Annotated in this window: 20 protein-coding genes and 1 tRNA gene; 13 read left to right on the top strand and 8 right to left on the bottom strand. The window is 59.0% G+C overall.

Annotated features, from left to right (window positions below; all coding sequences use genetic code 11):
- Nucleotides 1–82 precede the first annotated feature (82 nt).
- The 10 genes from ybgC (at nucleotide 83) to AOA59_RS06225 (ending at nucleotide 7,108) form a co-directional block, all read left to right on the top strand.
- A complete protein-coding gene (gene ybgC, locus AOA59_RS06180) occupies nucleotides 83–538 on the top strand; it encodes a tol-pal system-associated acyl-CoA thioesterase (protein ID WP_015885610.1) in 456 nt (151 codons plus the stop codon).
- 1 nt (nucleotide 539) lies between these two features.
- Nucleotides 540–1,235, top strand: a complete 696-nt coding sequence (gene tolQ, locus AOA59_RS06185; protein WP_003209819.1) for a protein TolQ — start codon at nucleotides 540–542, stop codon at nucleotides 1,233–1,235.
- 23 nt (nucleotides 1,236–1,258) lie between these two features.
- Nucleotides 1,259–1,711 carry a protein TolR gene (gene tolR / locus AOA59_RS06190; protein WP_161630238.1) on the top strand — a complete coding sequence of 151 codons (453 nt, stop codon included), beginning with the start codon at nucleotides 1,259–1,261 and terminating at the stop codon, nucleotides 1,709–1,711.
- Nucleotides 1,711–2,784: a cell envelope integrity protein TolA gene (gene tolA, locus AOA59_RS06195; RefSeq protein ID WP_056858573.1), complete on the top strand. Its 1,074-nt coding sequence runs from the start codon at nucleotides 1,711–1,713 to the stop codon at nucleotides 2,782–2,784. The genes tolR and tolA overlap by 1 nt, the downstream gene beginning before the upstream one ends.
- A gap of 17 nt (nucleotides 2,785–2,801) precedes the next feature.
- On the top strand, nucleotides 2,802–4,082 hold the full coding sequence (tolB, locus tag AOA59_RS06200) for a Tol-Pal system beta propeller repeat protein TolB (protein WP_032865998.1): 1,281 nt from the start codon (nucleotides 2,802–2,804) through the stop codon (nucleotides 4,080–4,082).
- A 55-nt stretch (nucleotides 4,083–4,137) separates the two neighbouring features.
- Entirely contained in the window at nucleotides 4,138–4,638 is a 501-nt protein-coding gene (gene pal, locus AOA59_RS06205) for a peptidoglycan-associated lipoprotein Pal (RefSeq protein ID WP_003209827.1), read from the top strand.
- A 6-nt stretch (nucleotides 4,639–4,644) separates the two neighbouring features.
- On the top strand, nucleotides 4,645–5,478 hold the full coding sequence (ybgF, locus tag AOA59_RS06210; protein WP_017139818.1) for a tol-pal system protein YbgF: 834 nt from the start codon (nucleotides 4,645–4,647) through the stop codon (nucleotides 5,476–5,478).
- 164 nt (nucleotides 5,479–5,642) lie between these two features.
- Complete coding sequence (gene queE, locus AOA59_RS06215; RefSeq protein ID WP_017139819.1) at nucleotides 5,643–6,290, top strand: 7-carboxy-7-deazaguanine synthase QueE; 648 nt, start codon at nucleotides 5,643–5,645, stop codon at nucleotides 6,288–6,290.
- Nucleotide 6,291: 1 nt separating this feature from the next.
- Nucleotides 6,292–6,969, top strand: a complete 678-nt coding sequence (queC, locus tag AOA59_RS06220) for a 7-cyano-7-deazaguanine synthase QueC (protein WP_099486444.1) — start codon at nucleotides 6,292–6,294, stop codon at nucleotides 6,967–6,969.
- 63 nt (nucleotides 6,970–7,032) lie between these two features.
- Nucleotides 7,033–7,108: transfer RNA gene (locus AOA59_RS06225), tRNA-Lys, on the top strand.
- Between the two features lie 118 nt (nucleotides 7,109–7,226).
- Here the strand turns inward: AOA59_RS06225 and pstB are convergent.
- Genes pstB through pstS form a run of 4 tightly spaced genes read right to left on the bottom strand, consistent with a single transcriptional unit; the run spans nucleotide 7,227 to nucleotide 10,942 of the window.
- On the bottom strand, nucleotides 7,227–8,006 hold the full coding sequence (gene pstB / locus AOA59_RS06230; RefSeq protein WP_056858577.1) for a phosphate ABC transporter ATP-binding protein PstB: 780 nt from the start codon (nucleotides 8,004–8,006) through the stop codon (nucleotides 7,227–7,229).
- Nucleotides 8,006–8,878 carry a phosphate ABC transporter permease PstA gene (gene pstA, locus AOA59_RS06235; protein ID WP_065930446.1) on the bottom strand — a complete coding sequence of 291 codons (873 nt, stop codon included), beginning with the start codon at nucleotides 8,876–8,878 and terminating at the stop codon, nucleotides 8,006–8,008. Before pstA ends, pstB begins: the two co-directional genes overlap by 1 nt.
- Nucleotides 8,875–9,870, bottom strand: coding sequence for a phosphate ABC transporter permease subunit PstC (gene pstC, locus AOA59_RS06240; RefSeq protein WP_017139135.1), 996 nt, complete (start codon nucleotides 9,868–9,870; stop codon nucleotides 8,875–8,877). Before pstC ends, pstA begins: the two co-directional genes overlap by 4 nt.
- A 55-nt stretch (nucleotides 9,871–9,925) precedes the next feature.
- Nucleotides 9,926–10,942 carry a phosphate ABC transporter substrate-binding protein PstS gene (pstS, locus tag AOA59_RS06245; RefSeq protein WP_083221758.1) on the bottom strand — a complete coding sequence of 339 codons (1,017 nt, stop codon included), beginning with the start codon at nucleotides 10,940–10,942 and terminating at the stop codon, nucleotides 9,926–9,928.
- Nucleotides 10,943–11,297: 355 nt separating this feature from the next.
- Here pstS and AOA59_RS06250 point away from each other — a divergent pair, with 355 nt between their 5' ends.
- The 3 genes from AOA59_RS06250 (at nucleotide 11,298) to nadA (ending at nucleotide 15,585) form a co-directional block, all read left to right on the top strand.
- On the top strand, nucleotides 11,298–12,584 hold the full coding sequence (locus AOA59_RS06250) for an OmpP1/FadL family transporter (protein WP_058422744.1): 1,287 nt from the start codon (nucleotides 11,298–11,300) through the stop codon (nucleotides 12,582–12,584).
- 267 nt (nucleotides 12,585–12,851) lie between these two features.
- Nucleotides 12,852–14,291: a lactate dehydrogenase gene (locus AOA59_RS06255; RefSeq protein WP_099486881.1), complete on the top strand. Its 1,440-nt coding sequence runs from the start codon at nucleotides 12,852–12,854 to the stop codon at nucleotides 14,289–14,291.
- 235 nt (nucleotides 14,292–14,526) lie between these two features.
- Complete coding sequence (nadA, locus tag AOA59_RS06260) at nucleotides 14,527–15,585, top strand: quinolinate synthase NadA (RefSeq protein ID WP_056858584.1); 1,059 nt, start codon at nucleotides 14,527–14,529, stop codon at nucleotides 15,583–15,585.
- A gap of 135 nt (nucleotides 15,586–15,720) precedes the next feature.
- On the opposite strand, the gene AOA59_RS06265 is transcribed toward nadA, so the two are convergent.
- The 4 genes from AOA59_RS06265 to AOA59_RS06280 form a co-directional block, all read right to left on the bottom strand.
- The gene (locus AOA59_RS06265; protein ID WP_099486446.1) at nucleotides 15,721–16,209 is read right to left on the bottom strand and encodes an RDD family protein; all 489 of its coding nucleotides are present in this window, start codon (nucleotides 16,207–16,209) and stop codon (nucleotides 15,721–15,723) included.
- A 94-nt stretch (nucleotides 16,210–16,303) separates the two neighbouring features.
- The gene (locus tag AOA59_RS06270) at nucleotides 16,304–16,516 is read right to left on the bottom strand and encodes a cold-shock protein (protein ID WP_056858586.1); all 213 of its coding nucleotides are present in this window, start codon (nucleotides 16,514–16,516) and stop codon (nucleotides 16,304–16,306) included.
- Between the two features lie 392 nt (nucleotides 16,517–16,908).
- Nucleotides 16,909–18,033 carry a glycine cleavage system aminomethyltransferase GcvT gene (gene gcvT / locus AOA59_RS06275; RefSeq protein ID WP_099486448.1) on the bottom strand — a complete coding sequence of 375 codons (1,125 nt, stop codon included), beginning with the start codon at nucleotides 18,031–18,033 and terminating at the stop codon, nucleotides 16,909–16,911.
- 39 nt (nucleotides 18,034–18,072) lie between these two features.
- The gene (locus AOA59_RS06280; protein ID WP_099486450.1) at nucleotides 18,073–19,449 is read right to left on the bottom strand and encodes an L-serine ammonia-lyase; all 1,377 of its coding nucleotides are present in this window, start codon (nucleotides 19,447–19,449) and stop codon (nucleotides 18,073–18,075) included.
- Between the last annotated feature and the right edge of the window lie 86 nt (nucleotides 19,450–19,535).

Consider the following 19,535-nt stretch of genomic DNA (forward strand, 5'->3'; position numbering starts at 1 on the left):
CATTCAGTCGTTAGAAATGCTGAATAGAATGCAAAAACAGTTGCCCAGCCGGATTGGCAACCTGAGGAGTAAGCACTAGAGTATGCGCGCGCAAAACGGGGATCAGTCGTTCGCACATCGCTGTCGCGTTTATTACGAGGACACCGATGCCGGCGGCATCGTTTATTACGTCAACTACCTCAAGTTCATGGAGCGGGCTCGAACCGAGCGGCTACGGGAGCTGGGCTTTGCCCAATCCCAGCTGGCAGGGGAGGACCTGTTATTCGTCGTGCATTCCAGCGAGGCGCGCTACCACGCACCGGCGCGACTGGACGACGAATTGCTGGTCAGCGCTGAAGTTATCGAATTGAACCGTGTCAGCCTGCGCTTTAAACAGCAGGTCAGGCGGGCAACGGATGCAACGCTGCTCTGTGAGGGGCAGTTCCTGGTGGCCTGTGTGCGCACCAATAGTTTGAAACCCCGGGCCATTCCCGAAGCTCTACGTGCGGCCTTTGCCGACGTAAGCGGCGCGGGTAAACAATCAAAGCAGGAGATTTAGCGTGGAACCTACCGTCGTCGACCATTCCTCCATGTGGAGCCTGGTCAGCAATGCCAGTGTTGTGGTTCAACTGGTGATGCTGGTCCTGGTAGCCGCATCGGTTACCTCTTGGGTCATGATTTTTCAGCGCAGCAACCTGCTGCGTGCCGGTCGACGTGCCCTGGAGAGCTTCGAGGAGCGCTTCTGGTCGGGTATCGACCTGTCCAAGCTGTACCGCCAGGCCGGTAGCAACCCGGACCCGGATTCGGGCGTAGAACAAATCTTCCGCGCCGGTTTCAAGGAATTCTCGCGCCTGCGCCAGCAACCGGGTGTTGACCCCGAAGCGGTCATGGAAGGCGTGGCCCGCGCCATGCGCGTCGCGATCTCCCGTGAAGAAGAGAAGCTTGAGCAAAGCTTGCCGTTCCTCGCTACCGTCGGTTCCGTGAGCCCGTACATCGGCCTGTTCGGTACCGTGTGGGGCATCATGAACTCCTTCCGTGGCCTGGCCCAGGCGCAACAAGCCACCCTGGCCACCGTGGCCCCGGGTATCGCCGAGGCTTTGATCGCCACCGCGATCGGCCTGTTCGCCGCTATTCCCGCAGTAATTGCCTACAACCGTTTTGCCGCCCGTGGCGAAACCTTGATCAGCCGTTACTACACCTTCGCCGATGAATTCCAGGCGATCCTGCACCGTAAAGTGCACACCAGCGAAGAATAAGCAGGTAATTTCCAATGGCTTTAATCGCTCGAGCTCGCAAAAAGCGCAAGCCGGTCGCCGAGATGAACGTAGTGCCTTACATCGACGTGATGCTGGTGCTGCTGGTTATCTTCATGGTGACCGCGCCGATGCTCAATCAGGGCGTGAAGGTTGATCTGCCCAAGGTTTCCAGCGAAGCCTTGCCGCAAGACAACAACACTCAGGTCCTGACCATTTCGATCAAGGCTGACAAGACCTATTACTGGAACCTTGGCAGCGAAGTCGACACCCAGAAACAGCAGGACAAGGCCATGACCTTGCCGCAGATGACGGACGCCGTGACCAAGATCATCCGGTCCGGCAACGAAGGCGGCAAGCACACGCAAGTGTTCATTCGCGGCGACAAAGTGGTCGACTATGGCTCCGTCATGGGCGCCATGGGCGGGCTGCAGAAGGCCGGCGTGGGTAACGTTGGCTTGATTACCGAGGCGCCCTGATGCAGCAACAGCGAGAGCCGTCCGCCTCGGAAAGCTACTTCTGGCCTAGCGTCTGGGCAATTGCCCTGCACGTCCTGGTGTTCGGCATGCTGTTCGTCAGCTTTGCCATGACCCCGGACCTGCCGCCAGCCAAGCCGATCGTGCAGGCGACCCTGTATCAGCTGAAATCGAAAAGTCAGGCCACCACCCAGACCAATCAGAAGATTGCGGGTGAAGCCCAGAAGTCGGCTGCGCGCCAGACCGAAGTCGAGCAGATGGAACAGAAGAAGGTCGAGCAGGAAGCGGTGAAGGCTGCTGCGGAACAAAAGAAAGAAGAGGCGGCTCAAAAGGCCGAGGAATCGAAAAAGGCTGACGAAGCCAAGAAAGCTGACGAGGCCAAAAAGGCGGATGAAGCCAAGAAAGCCGATAAAGCTGCCGAAGCTAAAAAGGCTGAAGAGAAACAATTGGCTGATATAGCCAAGAAGAAATCTGAAGAAGAAGCCAAAAAAGCTGCCGAAGAAGAGGCCAAGAAAAAGGCCGCTGAAGAGGCCAAGAAGAAGATAGTCGAAGACGCGAAGAAGAAAGCCGCCGAAGACGCCAAGAAAAAAGCTGAAGCAGACGAGGCGAAGAAGAAAGTCGCCGACGACGCGAAGAAGAAAGCTGCCGCCGACGCCAGCAAGAAAAAGGCCCAGGAAGCAGCGCGTAAATCCGCCGAAGAGAAAAAGGCCCAGGCCTTGGCAGATTTGCTCTCCGACACGCCGCAGCGTCAGCAAGCCTTGGCCGATGAACGTGGCGATGAAGTCGCAGGCAGTTTCGACGACCTGATTCGGGCACGGGCAGCGGAAGGTTGGACACGTCCACCTTCGGCACGTAAAGGCATGACAGTAGTGCTGCAGATCGGCATGTTGCCGGACGGTACGGTGACTTCGGTCAGCGTGGCCAAGTCCAGTGGTGACGGTTCGTTCGACAGTTCGGCGGTTGCAGCGGTCAAGAACATTGGCCGGTTGACCGAGATGCAGGGAATGAAACCAAGCGACTTCGCTCCCTATCGTTCATTCAAGATGACATTCACACCTGAGGATCTAGCCTTGTGAGAAACCTTCTTCGAGGAATGCTTGTCGTTATTTGCTGTATGGCAGGGATAGCGGCGGCGGATGAAAAGAACATCCTGGTCACCAGCGGTAGCGATCGGGCCACCCCGATCGCGGTAGTACCGTTTGGCTGGCAGGGCGGCAGCGTGCTGCCGGACGACATGGCCCAGATCGTCAGCGACGACCTGCGCAACTCCGGCTACTACGCGCCGATTCCAAAAGGCAATATGATCAGCCAGCCGACCCAGGCCAGCGAAGTCATCTTCCGTGACTGGAAAGCCGTAGGCGCCCAGTACCTGATGGTCGGCAGCATTACGCCGGCCGGCGGTCGCCTGCAAATCCAGTACACGTTGTTCAACGTGGCCACCGAGCAGCAGGTCCTGACCGGCAGCGTATCGGGCACCGCCGAACAACTGCGGGACATGGCGCATTACATCTCGGACCAGTCGTTTGAAAAACTCACCGGTATCAAGGGGGCGTTCTCGACACGTCTGCTTTATGTAACGGCTGAGCGTTTCTCCGTAGACAACACGCGTTACACCCTGCAGCGTTCGGACTACGACGGCGCCCGCGCCGTGACCTTGCTGCAGTCCCGTGAGCCAATCCTGTCGCCGCGTTTTGCGCCGGACGGCAAGCGTATTGCCTACGTGTCGTTCGAACAGCGCCGCCCGCGCATTTTCGTGCAGCACATCGACACCGGTCGTCGTGAGCAAATCACCAACTTTGAAGGCCTCAATGGTGCCCCTGCGTGGTCGCCGGATGGTTCGCGCCTGGCCTTCGTGCTGTCCAAAGATGGCAACCCGGACATTTACGTGATGAACATGGCTTCGCGCCAGATCAGCCGTGTAACCAGTGGCCCGGGCATCAATACCGAACCGTTCTGGGGTAAGGATGGTTCGACCATCTACTTCACCTCCGATCGCGGCGGCAAGCCTCAAATCTACAAAACAAGCGTAGGTGGCGGTGGCGCAGAACGCGTGACCTTTATTGGTAACTACAATGCCAATCCTAAGCTTTCGGCCGATGAAAAGACGTTGGTGATGATTCACCGTCAGGATGGTTTCACTAATTTCCGGGTTGCGGCCCAGGATTTGCAGCGTGGAACGGTAAAAATCCTCACAGATACCAACCTTGATGAGTCAGCCACTGTTGCGCCCAACGGCACCATGGTAATCTACGCCACCCGCCAGCAGGGCCGGGGAGTCTTGATGCTCGTGTCCATTAATGGACGCGTAAGGCTCCCGCTTCCTACCGCACAAGGCGAAGTCAGAGAACCGTCCTGGTCCCCTTACCTGAACTGACGCGGCGCTACAAAAAGAATTGCTTAACACACTGGGGTTCATTAGGAGTTTCACGATGGAAATGCTGAAGTTTGGTAAGTTTGCTGCTCTGGCTCTGGCTCTGTCCGTAGCCGTTGGTTGCTCGTCTAAAGGCGGCGACAATGCCGGTGAAGGCGCAGCTGTTGATCCAAACGCTGGTTACGGCGCTAACACTGGTGCAGTTGACGGCTCCCTGAGCGAAGAAGCTGCTCTGCGCGCTATCACCACTTTCTACTTCGAATACGACAGTTCTGACCTGAAGCCAGAAGCCATGCGCGCTCTGGACGTTCACGCGAAGGACCTGAAAGCTAACGGCGCTCGCGTTGTTCTGGAAGGTAACACTGACGAACGTGGTACTCGCGAGTACAACATGGCACTGGGCGAGCGTCGTGCGAAAGCCGTTCAACGCTACCTGGTACTGCAAGGTGTTGCTCCAGGCCAACTGGAACTGGTTTCCTACGGTAAAGAGCGTCCAGTTGCTACTGGCCACGACGAGCAGTCCTGGGCTCAAAACCGTCGCGTCGAACTGCGTAAGTAATTCGTCATGCGAACGTGCCGTCGTGCTCTAACTGTATTGGCTCTCAGCCTCGCACCGCTTGCGGTGTGGGCTGCGGTTCCTGTGGAAGATAGCAACTCTGGCTATAACAATAGCGGGAGCAGTTATCCGCCAGCGGGTTATGGCACGAACGGCGCCTATGCTGGGGGGCCGGCAACTGCCGCTCCCTCGGCACAGGGCGAACTGTTCAACCAGCTGCAACGTATGCAGGATCAATTGTCGCAGCAACAAGGCACCATTGAGATCTTGCAGAACCAGGTGAACCAGCTGAAGCAAGAAGGCCTGGAGCGTTACCAGGATCTTGATCGACGCATTGGAGCCGGCGTAACACCTGCCGCAACTCCTGATAATTCTTCTGCCGGTGGCGCGCCAAGCGCTGCCGCCGGTGGTGCAGCAGCAGGCGCAGCGGCTAGCCAAGCGCCTGCCGCCAGCAGCGAACCGGGTGATCCGGCCAAGGAAAAGCTGTATTACGACGCAGCTTTTGACCTGATCAAAGCCAAGGACTTCGATAAGGCCAGCCAGGCCTTTACCGCATTCCTGCGCAAATACCCTAACAGCCAATACGCGGGCAATGCCCAGTACTGGCTGGGTGAGGTGAACCTGGCAAAGGGTGATTTGCAAGCGGCAGGCCAGGCATTTGCCAAGGTCAGCCAGCTGTACCCAAAGCATGCCAAGGTGCCTGACTCGCTGTATAAACTGGCTGATGTAGAACGCCGCCTGGGTCACACCGACAAGGTCAAAGGCATTCTGCAACAGGTGGTTGCCCAATATCCGGGTACCTCCGCAGCCCAGTTGGCCCAGCGGGATCTGCAGCGCTTGTAAGCGATGCAACCCGTTTAGAAGAAACCCGCGCCTGGCGCGGGTTTTTTCGTTAGAATCCACGCCCTTTTATGAAACACGCTTTTTGGGGCCTGCGCGTTGGCGGGGTTCCTTGAAGTGCCTGACGGAGGCGGACAGCCTGTTTAGCTGTTACGCCCGTGGCGACTATGCAAGACACATTACGTATTACCGAAGTTTTTTACTCGTTACAGGGTGAAACGCGTACCGCTGGCCTGCCTACCGTATTTGTACGGTTGACCGGCTGCCCGTTGCGTTGCCAATACTGTGACAGCGCCTACGCCTTCAGCGGCGGCACCGTGCGCACCCTCGACGACATCATCGAACAGGTTGCCGGTTTCAAGCCGCGCTACGTCTGTGTGACCGGTGGTGAGCCCCTGGCCCAGCCGAATGCCATCCCGTTGCTCAAGCGGCTGTGTGACGCCGGTTACGAGGTTTCACTGGAAACCAGCGGCGCCCTGGATATCTCTGCGGTCGACGCGCGGGTGAGCCGGGTGGTCGACCTCAAGACCCCGGGTTCCAAGGAGGCGCACCGCAACCTCTACGACAACATGGATTTGCTGACGGCCAACGATCAGGTCAAGTTCGTGATTTGTTCGCGGGATGACTATGACTGGGCGGCCTCCAAGCTGATCCAGTACAACCTCGACCGCCGTGCCGGTGAGGTGTTGTTCTCGCCGAGCCATCATGACTTGAACGCCCGCGACCTGGCCGATTGGGTCGTGGCGGACAACCTGCCGGTGCGTCTGCAATTGCAGTTGCACAAATACCTGTGGAACGACGAGCCGGGGCGCTGACATGACCGAGCAAAAGCGCGCGGTCATCCTGCTCTCTGGCGGTCTGGATTCCGCCACGCTGGTGGCCATGGTCCGTGCCCAAGGCTACAGCTGCTACACCCTGAGTTTCGATTACGGCCAACGCCACCGCGCCGAGCTGCACGCCGCCGAGCGTGTTGCCCGTGACCTGGGCGTGGTCGAGCACAAGGTGATCGGCCTCAACCTCAACGGCATCGGCGGCTCGGCCCTGACGGACAGCAGCATTGATGTGCCTGAGGCACCCAGCGAAGGCATTCCGCTGACCTACGTGCCGGCACGTAACACTGTGTTCCTGTCGTTGGCGCTTGGCTGGGCCGAGGTATTGAAGGCCCGCGATATCTTCATTGGCGTCAATGCCCTCGACTACAACGGCTACCCGGACTGCCGTCCGGAATACGTCGAGGCGTTCGAACGCATGGCCAACCTGGCGACCAAGGCTGGCGTAGAAGGGCAGGGCTTTAGCATTCAGGCGCCGCTGCAGAACATGAGCAAGGCAGACATCGTGAAGGCAGGTGTAGGGCTAGGCGTCGATTATGCGCTGACAGTTTCCTGCTACCAGGCAGACAATTCCGGTCGTGCCTGTGGGAAATGTGACGCTTGCAGACTGCGAGCAGAAGGCTTCAAAAACGCCGCAATTGCGGACCCAACGCGTTATTTCTGATTTATTTAAAATAAGGTGTTGAATAATCCTTAGAAATCAGTATTATACGCGCCACCACACAGCGGGTCGTTAGCTCAGTTGGTAGAGCAGTTGGCTTTTAACCAATTGGTCGTAGGTTCGAATCCCACACGACCCACCATTTTTGGCGGTTTAGAAAATCCGGAAGGCCCACGCAAGTGAGGATTTCCGGGTTTTTTTTTGCCTGCAATTTGGCGCTGGTAAAAAACCGCCTCCAAGAGACGGCTCCTTGCCCGGCCTTAGCCAAACCGCCCGGTAATATAGTCCTCCGTCTGCTTCATCTTCGGCGTGGTAAAGATCTGATCGGTCTTGCCATGCTCAATCAATTCCCCCATGAACATAAACGCGGTGCTGTCCGACACTCGCGCGGCCTGCTGCATGTTGTGGGTCACGATGATCACCGTGTACTGCGCCTTCAATTCCGTAATCAACTGCTCGATACGGCCGGTGGAAATCGGGTCGAGGGCGGAGGTTGGTTCGTCCAGCAGCAGAACCTGCGGGCGCAGCGCGATGGTGCGGGCGATGCACAGCCGTTGTTGCTGGCCGCCGGAGAGGCTCTGGGCGCTTTGGTTGAGTTTGTCTTTGACCTCATCCCACAGCGCACCGCCGCGCAGGGCTTGTTCGACGCGGTCGTTCATTTCGCGGCGCGAGAGTTTTTCGTGGTGGCGCACCGCGTAGGCGATGTTGTCGTAGATCGACATCGGGAACGGCACCGGCTTCTGGAACACCATGCCTACGTGGCTGCGCAGGCGGTTCATCGAGTAGCCGGGGGCGAGGATGTTTTCGCCGTTGAGCAGCACTTCGCCGCGTGCTTCCTGCTTGGGGTACATCGAGTAGATGCGGTTGAACACCCGCAACATGGTGGACTTGCCGCAGCCGGAGGGGCCGATGATGGCGGTGATGCGCTTTTCCGAAATATCCATGTTGATGGATTTGAGCGAGCGTTGGTTGTTGTAGAAGAACTCCAACCCACGCACCTGGATTTTGGTTTTGTCGGGAGCAATGCCGGTGGCGTCCATCAGTGAGACCTATTGCGTAAAAGAATCAGGCGGGATGCCAGGCTGAGTACCAGCACGAACAACGTCAGGACCAGTGCACCGGCCCAGGCGAGTGCATGCCAGTCGTCGAACGGGCTCATGGCGTACTGGAAAATGACCACGGGCACGCTGGCAATCGGCTTGAGCAGGTTGCTGCTCCAGAACTGATTGCCGAAGGCGGTGAACAGCAGCGGCGCGGTTTCGCCGGTGATGCGCGCCAGGGCGAGCAGGATGCCGGTGACCACGCCGGCCTTGGCCGCCCGCAGCACGATTTGCAGCGTCAGCTTCCACTGCGGCACGCCAAGCGCCAGAGCCGCCTCGCGCATGGTGGACGGTTGCAACTGGAGCATTTCATCGGTGGTGCGCACCACCACCGGAATCACCAGCAGCGCCAGCGCCAGCGCACCGGCGATGGCAGAGAAGCCGACCTGATGATTGGTCAGCAGGTTCAGCGGCAGGATGACCCCGGTGTAGATAAACAAACCCAGCACAATCGAGGGCGCGGACAGCAGGATGTCATTGATGAAACGCACCGTAGTCCCCAGGCGCGAGTGGCGTGCGAATTCTGCCAGCCAGATGCCGGCCATCAGCCCGATGGGTGTGCCGATCACCAAGGCAATACCCGACATCAACGCGCTGCCATAAAACGCATTGGCCAGGCCGCCTTCGGTGCCGGGTGGTGGGGTCATCTGGGTAAACAGGCGCAGGTTCAGGGCCTGGAAGCCATTGATGATGGTGGTCAGCAGAATCCACGTCAGCCACAGCAAGCCAAAGGCGGTGGCGCCGCAACTGAGGAACATGGCCACGCCATTTTTAACGGCGCGTTTGCGGTACAGACGTTCGTTGGCGTTCATAGCCCTTCCTTGCGCGACAGGCGCATCAGCAGCAGCCGCGCCAGCGCGAGCACGACGAAGGTCACGATAAACAGCAGGAAGCCCAAGGCGATCAGCGCAGAGCGATGCAGGTCGGTGTAGGCCTCGCTGAATTCGTTGGCGATGACCGAGGCGATGGAACTGCTGGGCATCAGCAACGACGCGGAAAACTGTTGCGCGTTACCCAATACAAAGGTCACTGCCATGGTCTCGCCGAGGGCGCGGCCCAGGCCGAGAAAAATGCCGCCGACCACCGCCGAGCGGGTGTAAGGCAGAACAATGTCCCACACCACTTCCCACGTCGTGCTGCCCAAGGCGTAGGCGGATTCTTTCAGCTGTGTGGGCACGCTGCGAAACACCTCATGCATCACCGAGGTGATAAACGGCATGATCATCACCGCCAGTACAATCCCGGCGGTGAGCATGCCGATCCCCAGTGGCGGCCCCTGGAACAGCGAGCCCACAAAGGGCAGGGCGCCCAGGTAATCATTGATCAACGGCGACAGGTGTTCGGCCATGAAAGGCCCGAACACGAACAGACCCCACATGCCATAGATGATCGACGGGATACCGGCCAGCAGCTCAATCGCCGAGGCCACCGGCATTTTCAGCCAGGGCGGCGCGACTTCAGTCAGAAAGATCGCAATACCGAAACTCACCGGGACGGCAATCAGCAAGGCCAGAAAGGAGGTGACCAAGGTGCCGTAGATCGGCACCACGGCACCAAAGTGGTTATTGACCGCATCCCACTCGGTGCTGGTGATGAAACCGAAACCAAAGGTCTTGAACGCCAGCCCGCCGCCCCACAGGGTCGAGGCGGCAATGGCGCCCAGCAGCGCCAGTACCAGCATGGCGGCGCCGAACATCGAGCGTTTGAACCACAGGTCGTGGCGTTGATCGCGGGCGGCGCGGCGGTCGCCCCCGGTGTCGCTCGCGTGAGTAGTCATAACCAGGGTGTGGACCGTGTCGTTCATATCAGAGGTGCTCAGCGCCTTCCTCAGTTATCGAGGAAGGCGGTCGTAGGGCGAATCAATGGGCGAAGTCAGACTTCCAGTAATCTTCGATTCGCGACACCAGGGAGCCCGGCAATGCGACATAGTCCAGGGCGGCAGCCTGTTCCTGGCCTTTTTCCAGCGACCACTTGAAGAAGCTGAACGCCGCCTGGCTTTGCTCGGCATTCTTGGGTTGCTTGTACATGATGATCCAGGTGGTGGCCGTGATCGGCCATGCGCCTTCACCGGGGGCGTTGGTCATGATCAGGTTGAAGTCTTTGGCACTGGCCCAGTCGGCGGTGTCGGCGGCGGCCTGGAACGCCTTGGCGTTAGGCTCGACGAACTTGCCGGAGGCATTCTTCAGCGAGGCAAAGGTCATTTTGTTCTGCAGGGCGTAGGCGTATTCCACAAAACCGATCGAGTTCTTGATCTGCTTCACGTAGGCGGAAACGCCTTCGTTGCCCTTGCCGCCCACACCGACCGGCCACGGTACGGTGGTGCCGAAACCAATCCTGGTTTTCCAGCTGTCGCTGACTTTGGCCAGGTAGTTGGTGAAGTTGTACGAGGTGCCGGAGCCGTCCGAACGGTGCACCACGGTGATGTTCGCGCTTGGCAGCTTCACCCCAGGGTTGAGCGCCGCGATGGCGGGGTCGTTCCAGGCCTTGATGTCACCGAGGAAGATTTTTGCCAGGGTGTCGCCGTCGAGTTTCAACTGGCCTGCGGCCACGCCTTCGACGTTCATCACCGGCACAATGCCGCCGATCACGCTGGGAAACTGGCCCAGGCCGCCGGCTTTGAGATCGTCGGCCGACAGTGGCGCGTCGGAGGCGCCGAAGTCAACGGTGGCTGCCTTGATCTGAGCGATGCCGCCGCCGGAACCGATCGACTGATAGTTGATGCGGTTGCTGGAGTTCTTGCTGTAGTCCTGCGACCACTTGGACAGCACCGGGTAGACGAAGCTGGAGCCGGCACCGGTAACGTCGGTGGCGTGGGCCATGCCGCTCAGGCACAGGGCGCTCAACAAAACAGACAGACTTTTTTTACTCGGCAACATCACGACAACACCTCAAGGGAAGGGGTAAGTGGGGAGGCCCACCTGTCTAAGACGTGACGATTTAATTCCTGTTATGTTGCTGTTTAATGACGGTTTGGCTTTATGAAGAAACATTTAGAAATGTTTGCCTGGGTGGCAGCGAGCTTCGTCACTGTTACCCAAGCGGTGCTGCAGTGAGTGAAACTGGCCGGTCACGATCAGGTTGAAAAGTCATAAAAAAGGCATGCTAAATCAGGCAAAGTCTTTGAAAGTATTGAGATTGTCCGACAATCCAAAGCATGAAAAACTCTTCATAAACGCCCCGCTCGAAGGTTGGTAGTTTTCCCAGCGCTGCCCAATAATTCGAGTCCTAATAATGAATAACAAAACTCTTAAAAGCGCCTTGGCGCTCTCCATTTCCCTCGCCTCCACACAGCTGTTTGCCGGTGGCTTCGCCCTCAACGAGCAAAGTGTCAGCTCAATGGGTACAGGCTACGCCGGGCGTTCCTCCTCGGCGGATGACGCCAGCACGGTGTTCGGTAACCCGGCCGGCATGTCGCGCATCAAGCACAATGAAGTCAGCATCGGCGCGACCTACCTGGATGCCAAAACCAACATCAAGGACGCCAGCTCCTCTCAAGGCGGTGTCGACAACCCTGGTACCAACAAAGGCGACATGGTCCCCGGCATTGCCGTGCCGATGGGTTACCTGGTGACGCCGATTGATGAGCACTGGGCCTTTGGCCTGGGGGTCTACGCGCCGTTTGGCCTGGTGACCGACTATGAACACGGTTTCCAGGGCAATGGCTTTGGTAACAAGAGCAAGATTCAGGTCATCACCGCGCAGCCGACGGTCAGCTATGCGTTCAACGACAAGGTCTCGGTAGGTTTCGGCCCGACCTTCAATAAAATCAGCGGCGAGCTGGACTCCAAAGTCCCGGCGTTTGGCTTGGGCACCGAGACGGCCAAGATCAAGGGCGACGACACCGCGATGGGCTTCAACGCCGGTATCCTGGTGCAGGCCCTGGACAGTACCCGCGTCGGCGTCACCTACCACTCGCAAGTGGTCTATCACCTGAGCGGCCATACCAACGCCTCGGGCGTGCTCTCCGATGTGCTGGATGGCGGGGCGCAGAAGTATGACGCCAAGCTGAACGTCACCACGCCGTCGTCCGTGGATTTCTCGGTCACCCACCAACTGACCGACGCCCTGACCCTGTACGTGGGCAGCACCTACACGCGCTGGAGCCAGTTAAAGAAGATCACCGTCAACAACGCCGGCGTATCTGACATTACCGCCGAGCTGGCCGGGCTGGGTTCCATTACCGAAGAGCAGCATTGGCATGACACCTGGTCCCACGCGATCGGCCTGTCGTACCAGCTCAACAAGCAGTTGGTGCTGCGCACCGGTTTTTCGGTGGACCAGACGCCGACCAACAACACCGACCGTTCGGTGCGCATTCCGACCGGCGACCGCACGGTCTTCAGCCTGGGTGCCGGTTGGACGCCCGTCGACAACCTGACCTTCGACGTGGCCTATTCCTACCTCAAGGAAGAGCCGATCAAGGTGCGCGACAACAACCCTCAGCTGGCGCTCACCTACGACGCCAAGTATGAAAACAGCGCCAATGGGTTCGGCGGTTCGGTCACTTATCGCTTCTAACCCGCGCCATCACGCAAAGAGCCAGTTTTTTGGCATGGCTCTTTGCCAGTTATTTCGGCTTTCGGGCTGTCAATCACGCTGTGTCTTGGTTAGATTGAAGGCTAATCAGCTTTTAAGACATGGACTGTCATGACTACGCTCACGCCGATCATCGCGACCAATCCCCTCATTGTGCGTACTGCCGCGACCACACCGCAGGCGACGCTTGCGAACACCCTCGACGTCTCACCGGCCAGGCCATCCTCGGTGGTCAGCCTCGGTAACCCGCTGGCCGATGCCGTCGACATCTACTCCAAAAACGGACTGTTGCCAGGCCAGGAAAGCGTGCGGGCCTGGGAGAACAACAACCAGGATGCGGTGACCAAGGCCATCAATAGCAGCTTCAATTCGGTCTCCACGGCCAGTCGCTATAGTGGCTTGGGCGCCGCGCTGGTGGCGCAGTTCACCCAAGGCGGCGGTGCCGGGATCTCCCAGTCAGTGCTCAACACCACGGTTGATCGCGCCGGTGATGCGGGCGCCCTGAAGGCCGATCAGGCGGTGCTGCACAGCAAGGCTGACAACCAGGTCAGCCTGAGCATCAAGACCGCCAGCGGCAAGACCGTGACCTTCAGCCTGTCCAGCCAGAAAGATGGCTTGGGCGTGCAGGCCACCGTGGACGGCGGTGACTTGAGCGCGGATGAACTCAAGGCCGTCGGCCAATTGGGCGCGGCGTTCCAGGCCTCGGTCGACGGGCTGACCGCCGTGCCGCCCAAGCTTGACCTGAGCAAACTGACCCAGTTCGATACGCAGCTGCTGGCCTCGGTCGACCTCAATGCCAAGGTGAAGGCCGCCAACGGTGAAGACCTGAGCCTGGCCTTCCACGCCGACAGCCAAAGCCGCACCACACGCATGAGTGGCCCGGCAGGCGAAATTGACCTGGCGGTAGACCTGAAAAACACCGCGATCCTCGGCGATGCCAAGCAGCAGGCCAAGGCGCTGAAAACCTACCTGGCCCAGTTCGACCGGGTGGAAAAACGCGGCAGTGCGAATGCGGACTTCATGGCCATGTTCAAGGACGCCTTCAGCGCCATGAACAGCAACTACCCAGCCAGCGCCACCGCGTCGAATGCCTTGACCCAAAACCCGACTGACAAAGGCTTGTTAACTGGCCTGGCGGACTTCAAGGCCTCGATCAAGCAGGCCGTCGACGCCTCCAACCCGATGCGCCCTTCAGAGGTCGACAGCTTTTCCTACAACGTGTCACAGAAAACCCAGGTCAATGGCCGCAGCACTGCGGACCGTAGCGTCACCCAGCATCAGCAGTCGCTGCTGTCGGCGAACTTCCACAAAGGCCTCGACGGCGGCAAACCGCCAATCTTCGACGGCAGCCGTGAATCGCAGAATTATCTGTATGTGCAAGTCCTGGACAAGGCCAGCAGCACCGCCAGTTTTGCTTATAAAGACGGCCAGTTGACCCATGCCTCGGTCACGCAGTCGGCCTCCCAGAACACCCACACGCAGAAATATGTGATGGCCAACCTGGTGGAAGACAGCGTGGTGCCCAAGGAAGGTTCATCCAAGCGCGATTATCTGGCGCTGCTTGAACACGCGGCCAAGGAAAGCAGAAAGTCCAAGGATGCGCTGGAGCAGTCGACGTTGAAAAATGCCCTGACGAAGATGCAAGACGCGGTCATGTTGCAGGACGACCCGGATGTCTTGATGCGCTGACACTCGTCGTGATCAAAACGGGAAGGCTCAGTGATGAGCCTTCCCGTTTTTTTGCCCGCTCGGCGTACCGCGCAATCCCAGATTAGGCTTTTGAATCGATTCGATATTCTGTAGCCTTGCGCAGCTTTCCCCGTGCTTGATGAACACAATCACTTCGTCCGGCGGCGCCCGAAGGGCTCCAGAGCCGGTGGTACACTCGACTTTCGCGCTTACTGCGCTTGCAGGTCTTGCGAACATGACGCAAATTTCCGAACGCCTACTGGTACAAGCCCACCTCGATGCCAAGCAGCCCAAGGCGCTGAGCGCCGATGAAGAGGCGAGCCTGCGCAGCGCCATCGCCGCCGAGCTCAAGGCTCAGGACGCGGTGCTGGTTGCGCACTTCTATTGCGACCCGGTGATTCAGGCCCTGGCCGAAGAAACCGGTGGCTGCGTGTCCGACTCCCTGGAAATGGCCCGCTTCGGCGCGGCCCACCCGGCCAAGACGGTGTTGGTCGCCGGTGTACGTTTCATGGGCGAGACCGCCAAAATCCTCACCCCCGAAAAACGCATCCTCATGCCCACCCTGGAAGCCACCTGCTCCCTGGACCTGGGCTGCCCGGTGGATGAGTTCTCGGCGTTCTGCGACCAGCACCCCGAGCGCACGGTGGTGGTGTACGCCAACACCTCGGCGGCGGTCAAAGCCCGGGCCGACTGGGTGGTTACCTCCAGCTGTGCGCTGGAAATCGTCGAAAGCCTGATGGACAACGGCGAGACGATTATCTGGGGCCCGGACAAGCACCTGGGTACTTACATTCAGCGCCAGACCGGCGCAGACATGTTGCTGTGGGACGGCGCGTGCATCGTCCATGAAGAGTTCAAGTCCAAGCAGCTCGAAGACATGAAGGCGCTGTACCCGGATGCCGCGATCCTGGTGCACCCGGAGTCGCCGACGGCGGTGATCGAGTTGGCAGATGCGGTGGGCTCCACCAGCCAACTGATTGCCGCAGCCCAGCGCTTGCCGAACAAGACTTTCATCGTGGCCACCGACCGCGGCATCTTCTACAAGATGCAGCAGTTGTGCCCGGATAAAGTCTTCGTTGAGGCACCGACCGCCGGCAACGGCGCGGCCTGCCGCAGTTGTGCGCATTGCCCGTGGATGGCGATGAATACGCTGGAGCGCACGCTGCAATGTTTGCGCGAGGGCAGTAATGAGATCTTCGTCGAGCCGTCGGTGATCCCGCACGCCGTGCGCCCGCTCAAGCGCATGCTGGACTTTACCCAGGCTGCGCGCTTGAAACTGGCGGGTAACGCCTGACCTGAAGTTGAACACATAACACAATGTGGGAGCTGGCTTGCCTGCGATAGCGGTCTATCAGTCAATACTGCTGTGGCTGAACGATCGCTATCGCAGGCAAGCCAGCTCCCACACTTAATCTCTAGTGTTCTTGGGTTATTTCTTCTGCTTGGGGATTCGCACCAACTGCGTATCCGAGTAGATGTCATGCCAGCTGCGCTTGCGCTTATCAAACACCGACCAGACAAACCCCAGCCCCACGCACAACCACGACGCAATCGCCACCACAAACCGCAGCAGCGCCTGCCACAGGCTGATGCGCGAGCCGTCGGCGTTCTGCACGCGTACGCCCCACACCTGCATGCCCAATGTCTGCCCGGAATGGGTCCAGAACTTGGCGAAGAAACCAAACAGCACAAAAAACAGAATCGTTGACAGCAGCGGGTCGCCGTCCAGCGCGCCGGACTCGGTGAGTGTGCGCATCCTGGCTTCGCCGATAAACGCCATCCACACCAGCTTGTAGATAAACGCGGTGACGATCAGCAGCGCTGTGCACAACAGGAAGTCATAGAACATCGCTGCCAGACGACGGCCCAGGCCAACGGCGGGGAACTCGCCTTGGGGGCTCAACAAAGGTTTGGGCATGGCCGTCTCTCTTGAGAAAAAAGCCATTTTACGAGCAAACGCACATAAAAAAGCCCCTGATGTCACCATCAGGGGCTTTTTGTCGCAGTGAGGATCAGCCTTCTGCTTGTACTTCGTCAGCCTGCATGCCTTTCTGGCCTTGCACGGCAAGGAAGGTGACTTTCTGGCCTTCTTTCAGGCTCTTGAAGCCGTTGCCCTGAATAGCGCGGAAATGCACGAACAGATCCGGACCGCTTTCTGGAGTGATAAAACCAAACCCTTTCTCGTCGTTAAACCACTTGACGGTACCGCTCTGACGATCAGCCATTTTCTTCTTTCCTTTGACGCTAAAAATTAATGACAGCCCCTTTCACATGAAAGAGTACTGGGCTGGGTTGCAGGAAAGTAAGAGACGTCGAACGGGTTGTAGCAAACTTATAGCTACTGCCCAGGTCCAGGTTCCAAGCGACCCATGCAAACACAGTGGCTAAACTCTACGTCAACTAATACAGAAAAAACAAGCCCCGAAAAAAGCCCAGGTTTTGCTCGGCCATATGACACTTCGTTGACTTAAAGCGGATCCCACATATTCGATAGCGTTGCTCACTTGTTATAGGTTGGCGCCTATTAAAATGTCTATCGTCAATGCACTGTTTTATGGCGGTTGTGTTACAAATTAGTGCGCGTTAACGCAACCGCGTTACTTATAGGAACAGTCAATCAACCACGGTAGTAACGTTGCGGTACAAATGGCATTTTACTTACACGTAGTGGCACCTTTTTCCCACGTACCAACGCAGACACTTCGGTGTCCAGTGCCACAAATGCACTGTCCAGGTAACCCATGGCCAATGGGCCGCCCAAGGTTGGGCCAAAGCCGCCGCTGCACACGCTGCCGATCACCGTGCCATGCTCATCGACGATTTCTGCACCTTCACGCACTGGGGTGCGTTCCTGTGGCAACAGGCCCACGCGCTTGCGGCTTACACCGGCCTGCTGCTGGGTGAAGATGCGGTCGGCGCCCGGGAAGCCGCCGGCACGTGCGCCATCGGCACGCCGGGCCTTGGAGATCGCCCACAGCAGGCTGGCTTCAATCGGCGTGGTCTCGGTATTCATGTCATGCCCGTAGAGGCACAGGCCGGCTTCCAGGCGCAGGGAATCGCGGGCGCCCAGGCCGATGGCTTGAACTTCGGTTTCGGCCAGCAAGCTGCGCGCCAGGCTCTCGGCATTGGCCGCCGGTACGGAAATCTCAAAACCGTCTTCGCCGGTGTAGCCCGAGCGGCTCACGTAGCAGTCCACGCCCAGCAGGCGCAGGGTGGCGAACTGCATGAAGGTCATCTTGGCCACTTCAGGCGCCAGGCGTGCCAGCACTTTCACCGCTGCCGGGCCTTGCAGGGCCAGCAGGGCGCGCTCTTCGAACAGCGGCTCGATGCTGCACTGATCGCCAATGTGTTTGCGCAGGTGGGCCAGGTCCTGATCCTTGCAGGCCGCGTTGACCACCAGGAACAGTTCGTCGTTGCCCAGGTTGGCCACCATCAGGTCGTCAAGGATGCCGCCCTGGTCATTGGTGAACATGGCGTAGCGCTGCATGCCCACGGGCAGGTCGATGATGTCGACCGGCACCAAAGTTTCCAGGGCCTTGGCGGCGTTGGCGCCGGTCAGGCGGATCTGGCCCATGTGGGACACGTCGAACAACCCGGCTTGATCACGGGTGTGCAGGTGTTCTTTCATCACCCCCAGCGGATATTGCACCGGCATGTCGTAGCCGGCGAAGGGCACCATGCGCGCGCCCAACTCGATGTGCAGGGCGTGCAATGGGGTTTTCAACAGGGTTTCGGTGGACATGTTCAGCTCCTGAAAAACGTGCGGACGCGCGGGTGGGCGTCAGCACTCGATAATGTTGACGGCCAAACCGCCACGGGCGGTTTCCTTGTATTTGCTTTTCATATCGGCGCCGGTCTGGCGCATGGTGCGGATGACCTTGTCGAGTGACACGAAGTGCTGCCCATCGCCACGCAAAGCCATGCGCACCGCATTGATGGCCTTGACCGAGCCCATGGCATTGCGCTCGATGCACGGCACCTGCACCAGCCCGCCAATCGGGTCGCAGGTCAGGCCGAGGTTGTGTTCCATGCCGATTTCGGCGGCGTTTTCCACTTGGGACACGCTGCCGCCCAACACTTCGCACAAAGCGCCGGCAGCCATGGAACAGGCCACGCCGACTTCGCCCTGGCAGCCGACTTCGGCGCCGGAAATCGAGGCGTTTTCCTTGTACAAAATCCCGATGGCGGCGGCGGTGAGCAGAAAGCGCACCACGCCGTCCTCGTTCGCACCGGGGATAAAGCGCATGTAGTAATGCAACACCGCCGGCACTATCCCGGCCGCACCGTTGGTAGGTGCGGTGACCACGCGCCCGCCGTTGGCGTTTTCTTCGTTGACCGCCAGCGCATACAGGTTGACCCAGTCGAGCACCGACAACGGGTCGCGCAGCGCCGATTCGGGGTTCTTGCACAGCTGCCGATGCAGCGCCGCCGCACGGCGCTTGACCTTCAAGCCGCCGGGCAAGATGCCTTCGTTGCGACACCCGGCATCCACGCAGTCCTGCATCACCTGCCAGATGTTCAGCAAACCGGCGCGGGTTTCCGCCTCCGGGCGCCAGGCGCTTTCATTGGTCAGCATTACCTGGCTGATGGACAGCCCGTAGGTGGCGCAATGGCCGAGCAAATCCTTGGCGTGCTTGAAAGGGAAGGTCAGCGGCGTGGTGTCTTCGACGATCCGGTCAGCGCCTGCGGCGTCTTCATCCACCACAAACCCACCGCCGACCGAGTAATACTCGCGGCTGCGGATCTGGATGCCGGCGGCGTCAAAGGCGCGAAAAATCATGCCATTGGGATGGTAGGCGAGAGGCTTGCGAATCATCGCCAGGTGTTCTTTCTCGTTGAACGCAATGCTGTGTTCGCCGAGCAGGTTCAAGCGACCGTCACTGCGCATTTGCGCAAGGCGTGCGGCGACGGTTTCGGTATTCACGGTGTCCGGGTGTTCGCCTTCCAGGCCCAGCAACACGGCCTTGTCGCTGCCGTGGCCTTTGCCGGTGGCGCCCAGTGAGCCATAGAGTTCCACCTTGATGCCGCTGGTGGTGTTCAGCCGGTTGTCACGTTTGAGGCCTTCGACGAATCGAGCCGCCGCACGCATCGGGCCGACGGTGTGGGAACTGGAGGGGCCGATGCCAATCTTGAACAGGTCGAACACGCTAAGGGACATGGTTGTTCTCCGGTTTCTTATTATTTTTGAAGGCTGGCTCGGTCAATGTAGAAACCGGGCTTGTGTGGGAGCTGGCCAGCTCCCAC

Source organism: Pseudomonas sp. 2822-15 (assembly GCF_002742515.1).
In the GTDB taxonomy this organism is placed as follows: domain Bacteria; phylum Pseudomonadota; class Gammaproteobacteria; order Pseudomonadales; family Pseudomonadaceae; genus Aquipseudomonas; species Aquipseudomonas salomonii.

What these genes read in the sequence shown, in the direction of transcription:
- pal (WP_003209827.1), top strand. Translation starts at nt 4,138, where the DNA reads ATGGAAATGCTGAAGTTTGGTAAGTTTGCTGCTCTGGCTCTGGCTCTG.
- pstB (WP_056858577.1), bottom strand. Translation starts at nt 8,006, where the DNA reads ATGGACGCCACCGGCATTGCTCCCGACAAAACCAAAATCCAGGTGCGT.
- gcvT (WP_099486448.1), bottom strand. Translation starts at nt 18,033, where the DNA reads ATGTCCACCGAAACCCTGTTGAAAACCCCATTGCACGCCCTGCACATC.
- queC (WP_099486444.1), top strand. Translation starts at nt 6,292, where the DNA reads ATGACCGAGCAAAAGCGCGCGGTCATCCTGCTCTCTGGCGGTCTGGAT.
- AOA59_RS06270 (WP_056858586.1), bottom strand. Translation starts at nt 16,516, where the DNA reads ATGGCTGATCGTCAGAGCGGTACCGTCAAGTGGTTTAACGACGAGAAA.
- tolA (WP_056858573.1), top strand. Translation starts at nt 1,711, where the DNA reads ATGCAGCAACAGCGAGAGCCGTCCGCCTCGGAAAGCTACTTCTGGCCT.
- AOA59_RS06250 (WP_058422744.1), top strand. Translation starts at nt 11,298, where the DNA reads ATGAATAACAAAACTCTTAAAAGCGCCTTGGCGCTCTCCATTTCCCTC.
- nadA (WP_056858584.1), top strand. Translation starts at nt 14,527, where the DNA reads ATGACGCAAATTTCCGAACGCCTACTGGTACAAGCCCACCTCGATGCC.
- queE (WP_017139819.1), top strand. Translation starts at nt 5,643, where the DNA reads ATGCAAGACACATTACGTATTACCGAAGTTTTTTACTCGTTACAGGGT.
- ybgC (WP_015885610.1), top strand. Translation starts at nt 83, where the DNA reads ATGCGCGCGCAAAACGGGGATCAGTCGTTCGCACATCGCTGTCGCGTT.
- pstC (WP_017139135.1), bottom strand. Translation starts at nt 9,870, where the DNA reads ATGAACGACACGGTCCACACCCTGGTTATGACTACTCACGCGAGCGAC.
- AOA59_RS06280 (WP_099486450.1), bottom strand. Translation starts at nt 19,449, where the DNA reads ATGTCCCTTAGCGTGTTCGACCTGTTCAAGATTGGCATCGGCCCCTCC.
- pstS (WP_083221758.1), bottom strand. Translation starts at nt 10,942, where the DNA reads ATGTTGCCGAGTAAAAAAAGTCTGTCTGTTTTGTTGAGCGCCCTGTGC.
- AOA59_RS06265 (WP_099486446.1), bottom strand. Translation starts at nt 16,209, where the DNA reads ATGCCCAAACCTTTGTTGAGCCCCCAAGGCGAGTTCCCCGCCGTTGGC.
- ybgF (WP_017139818.1), top strand. Translation starts at nt 4,645, where the DNA reads ATGCGAACGTGCCGTCGTGCTCTAACTGTATTGGCTCTCAGCCTCGCA.
- tolB (WP_032865998.1), top strand. Translation starts at nt 2,802, where the DNA reads ATGCTTGTCGTTATTTGCTGTATGGCAGGGATAGCGGCGGCGGATGAA.
- pstA (WP_065930446.1), bottom strand. Translation starts at nt 8,878, where the DNA reads ATGAACGCCAACGAACGTCTGTACCGCAAACGCGCCGTTAAAAATGGC.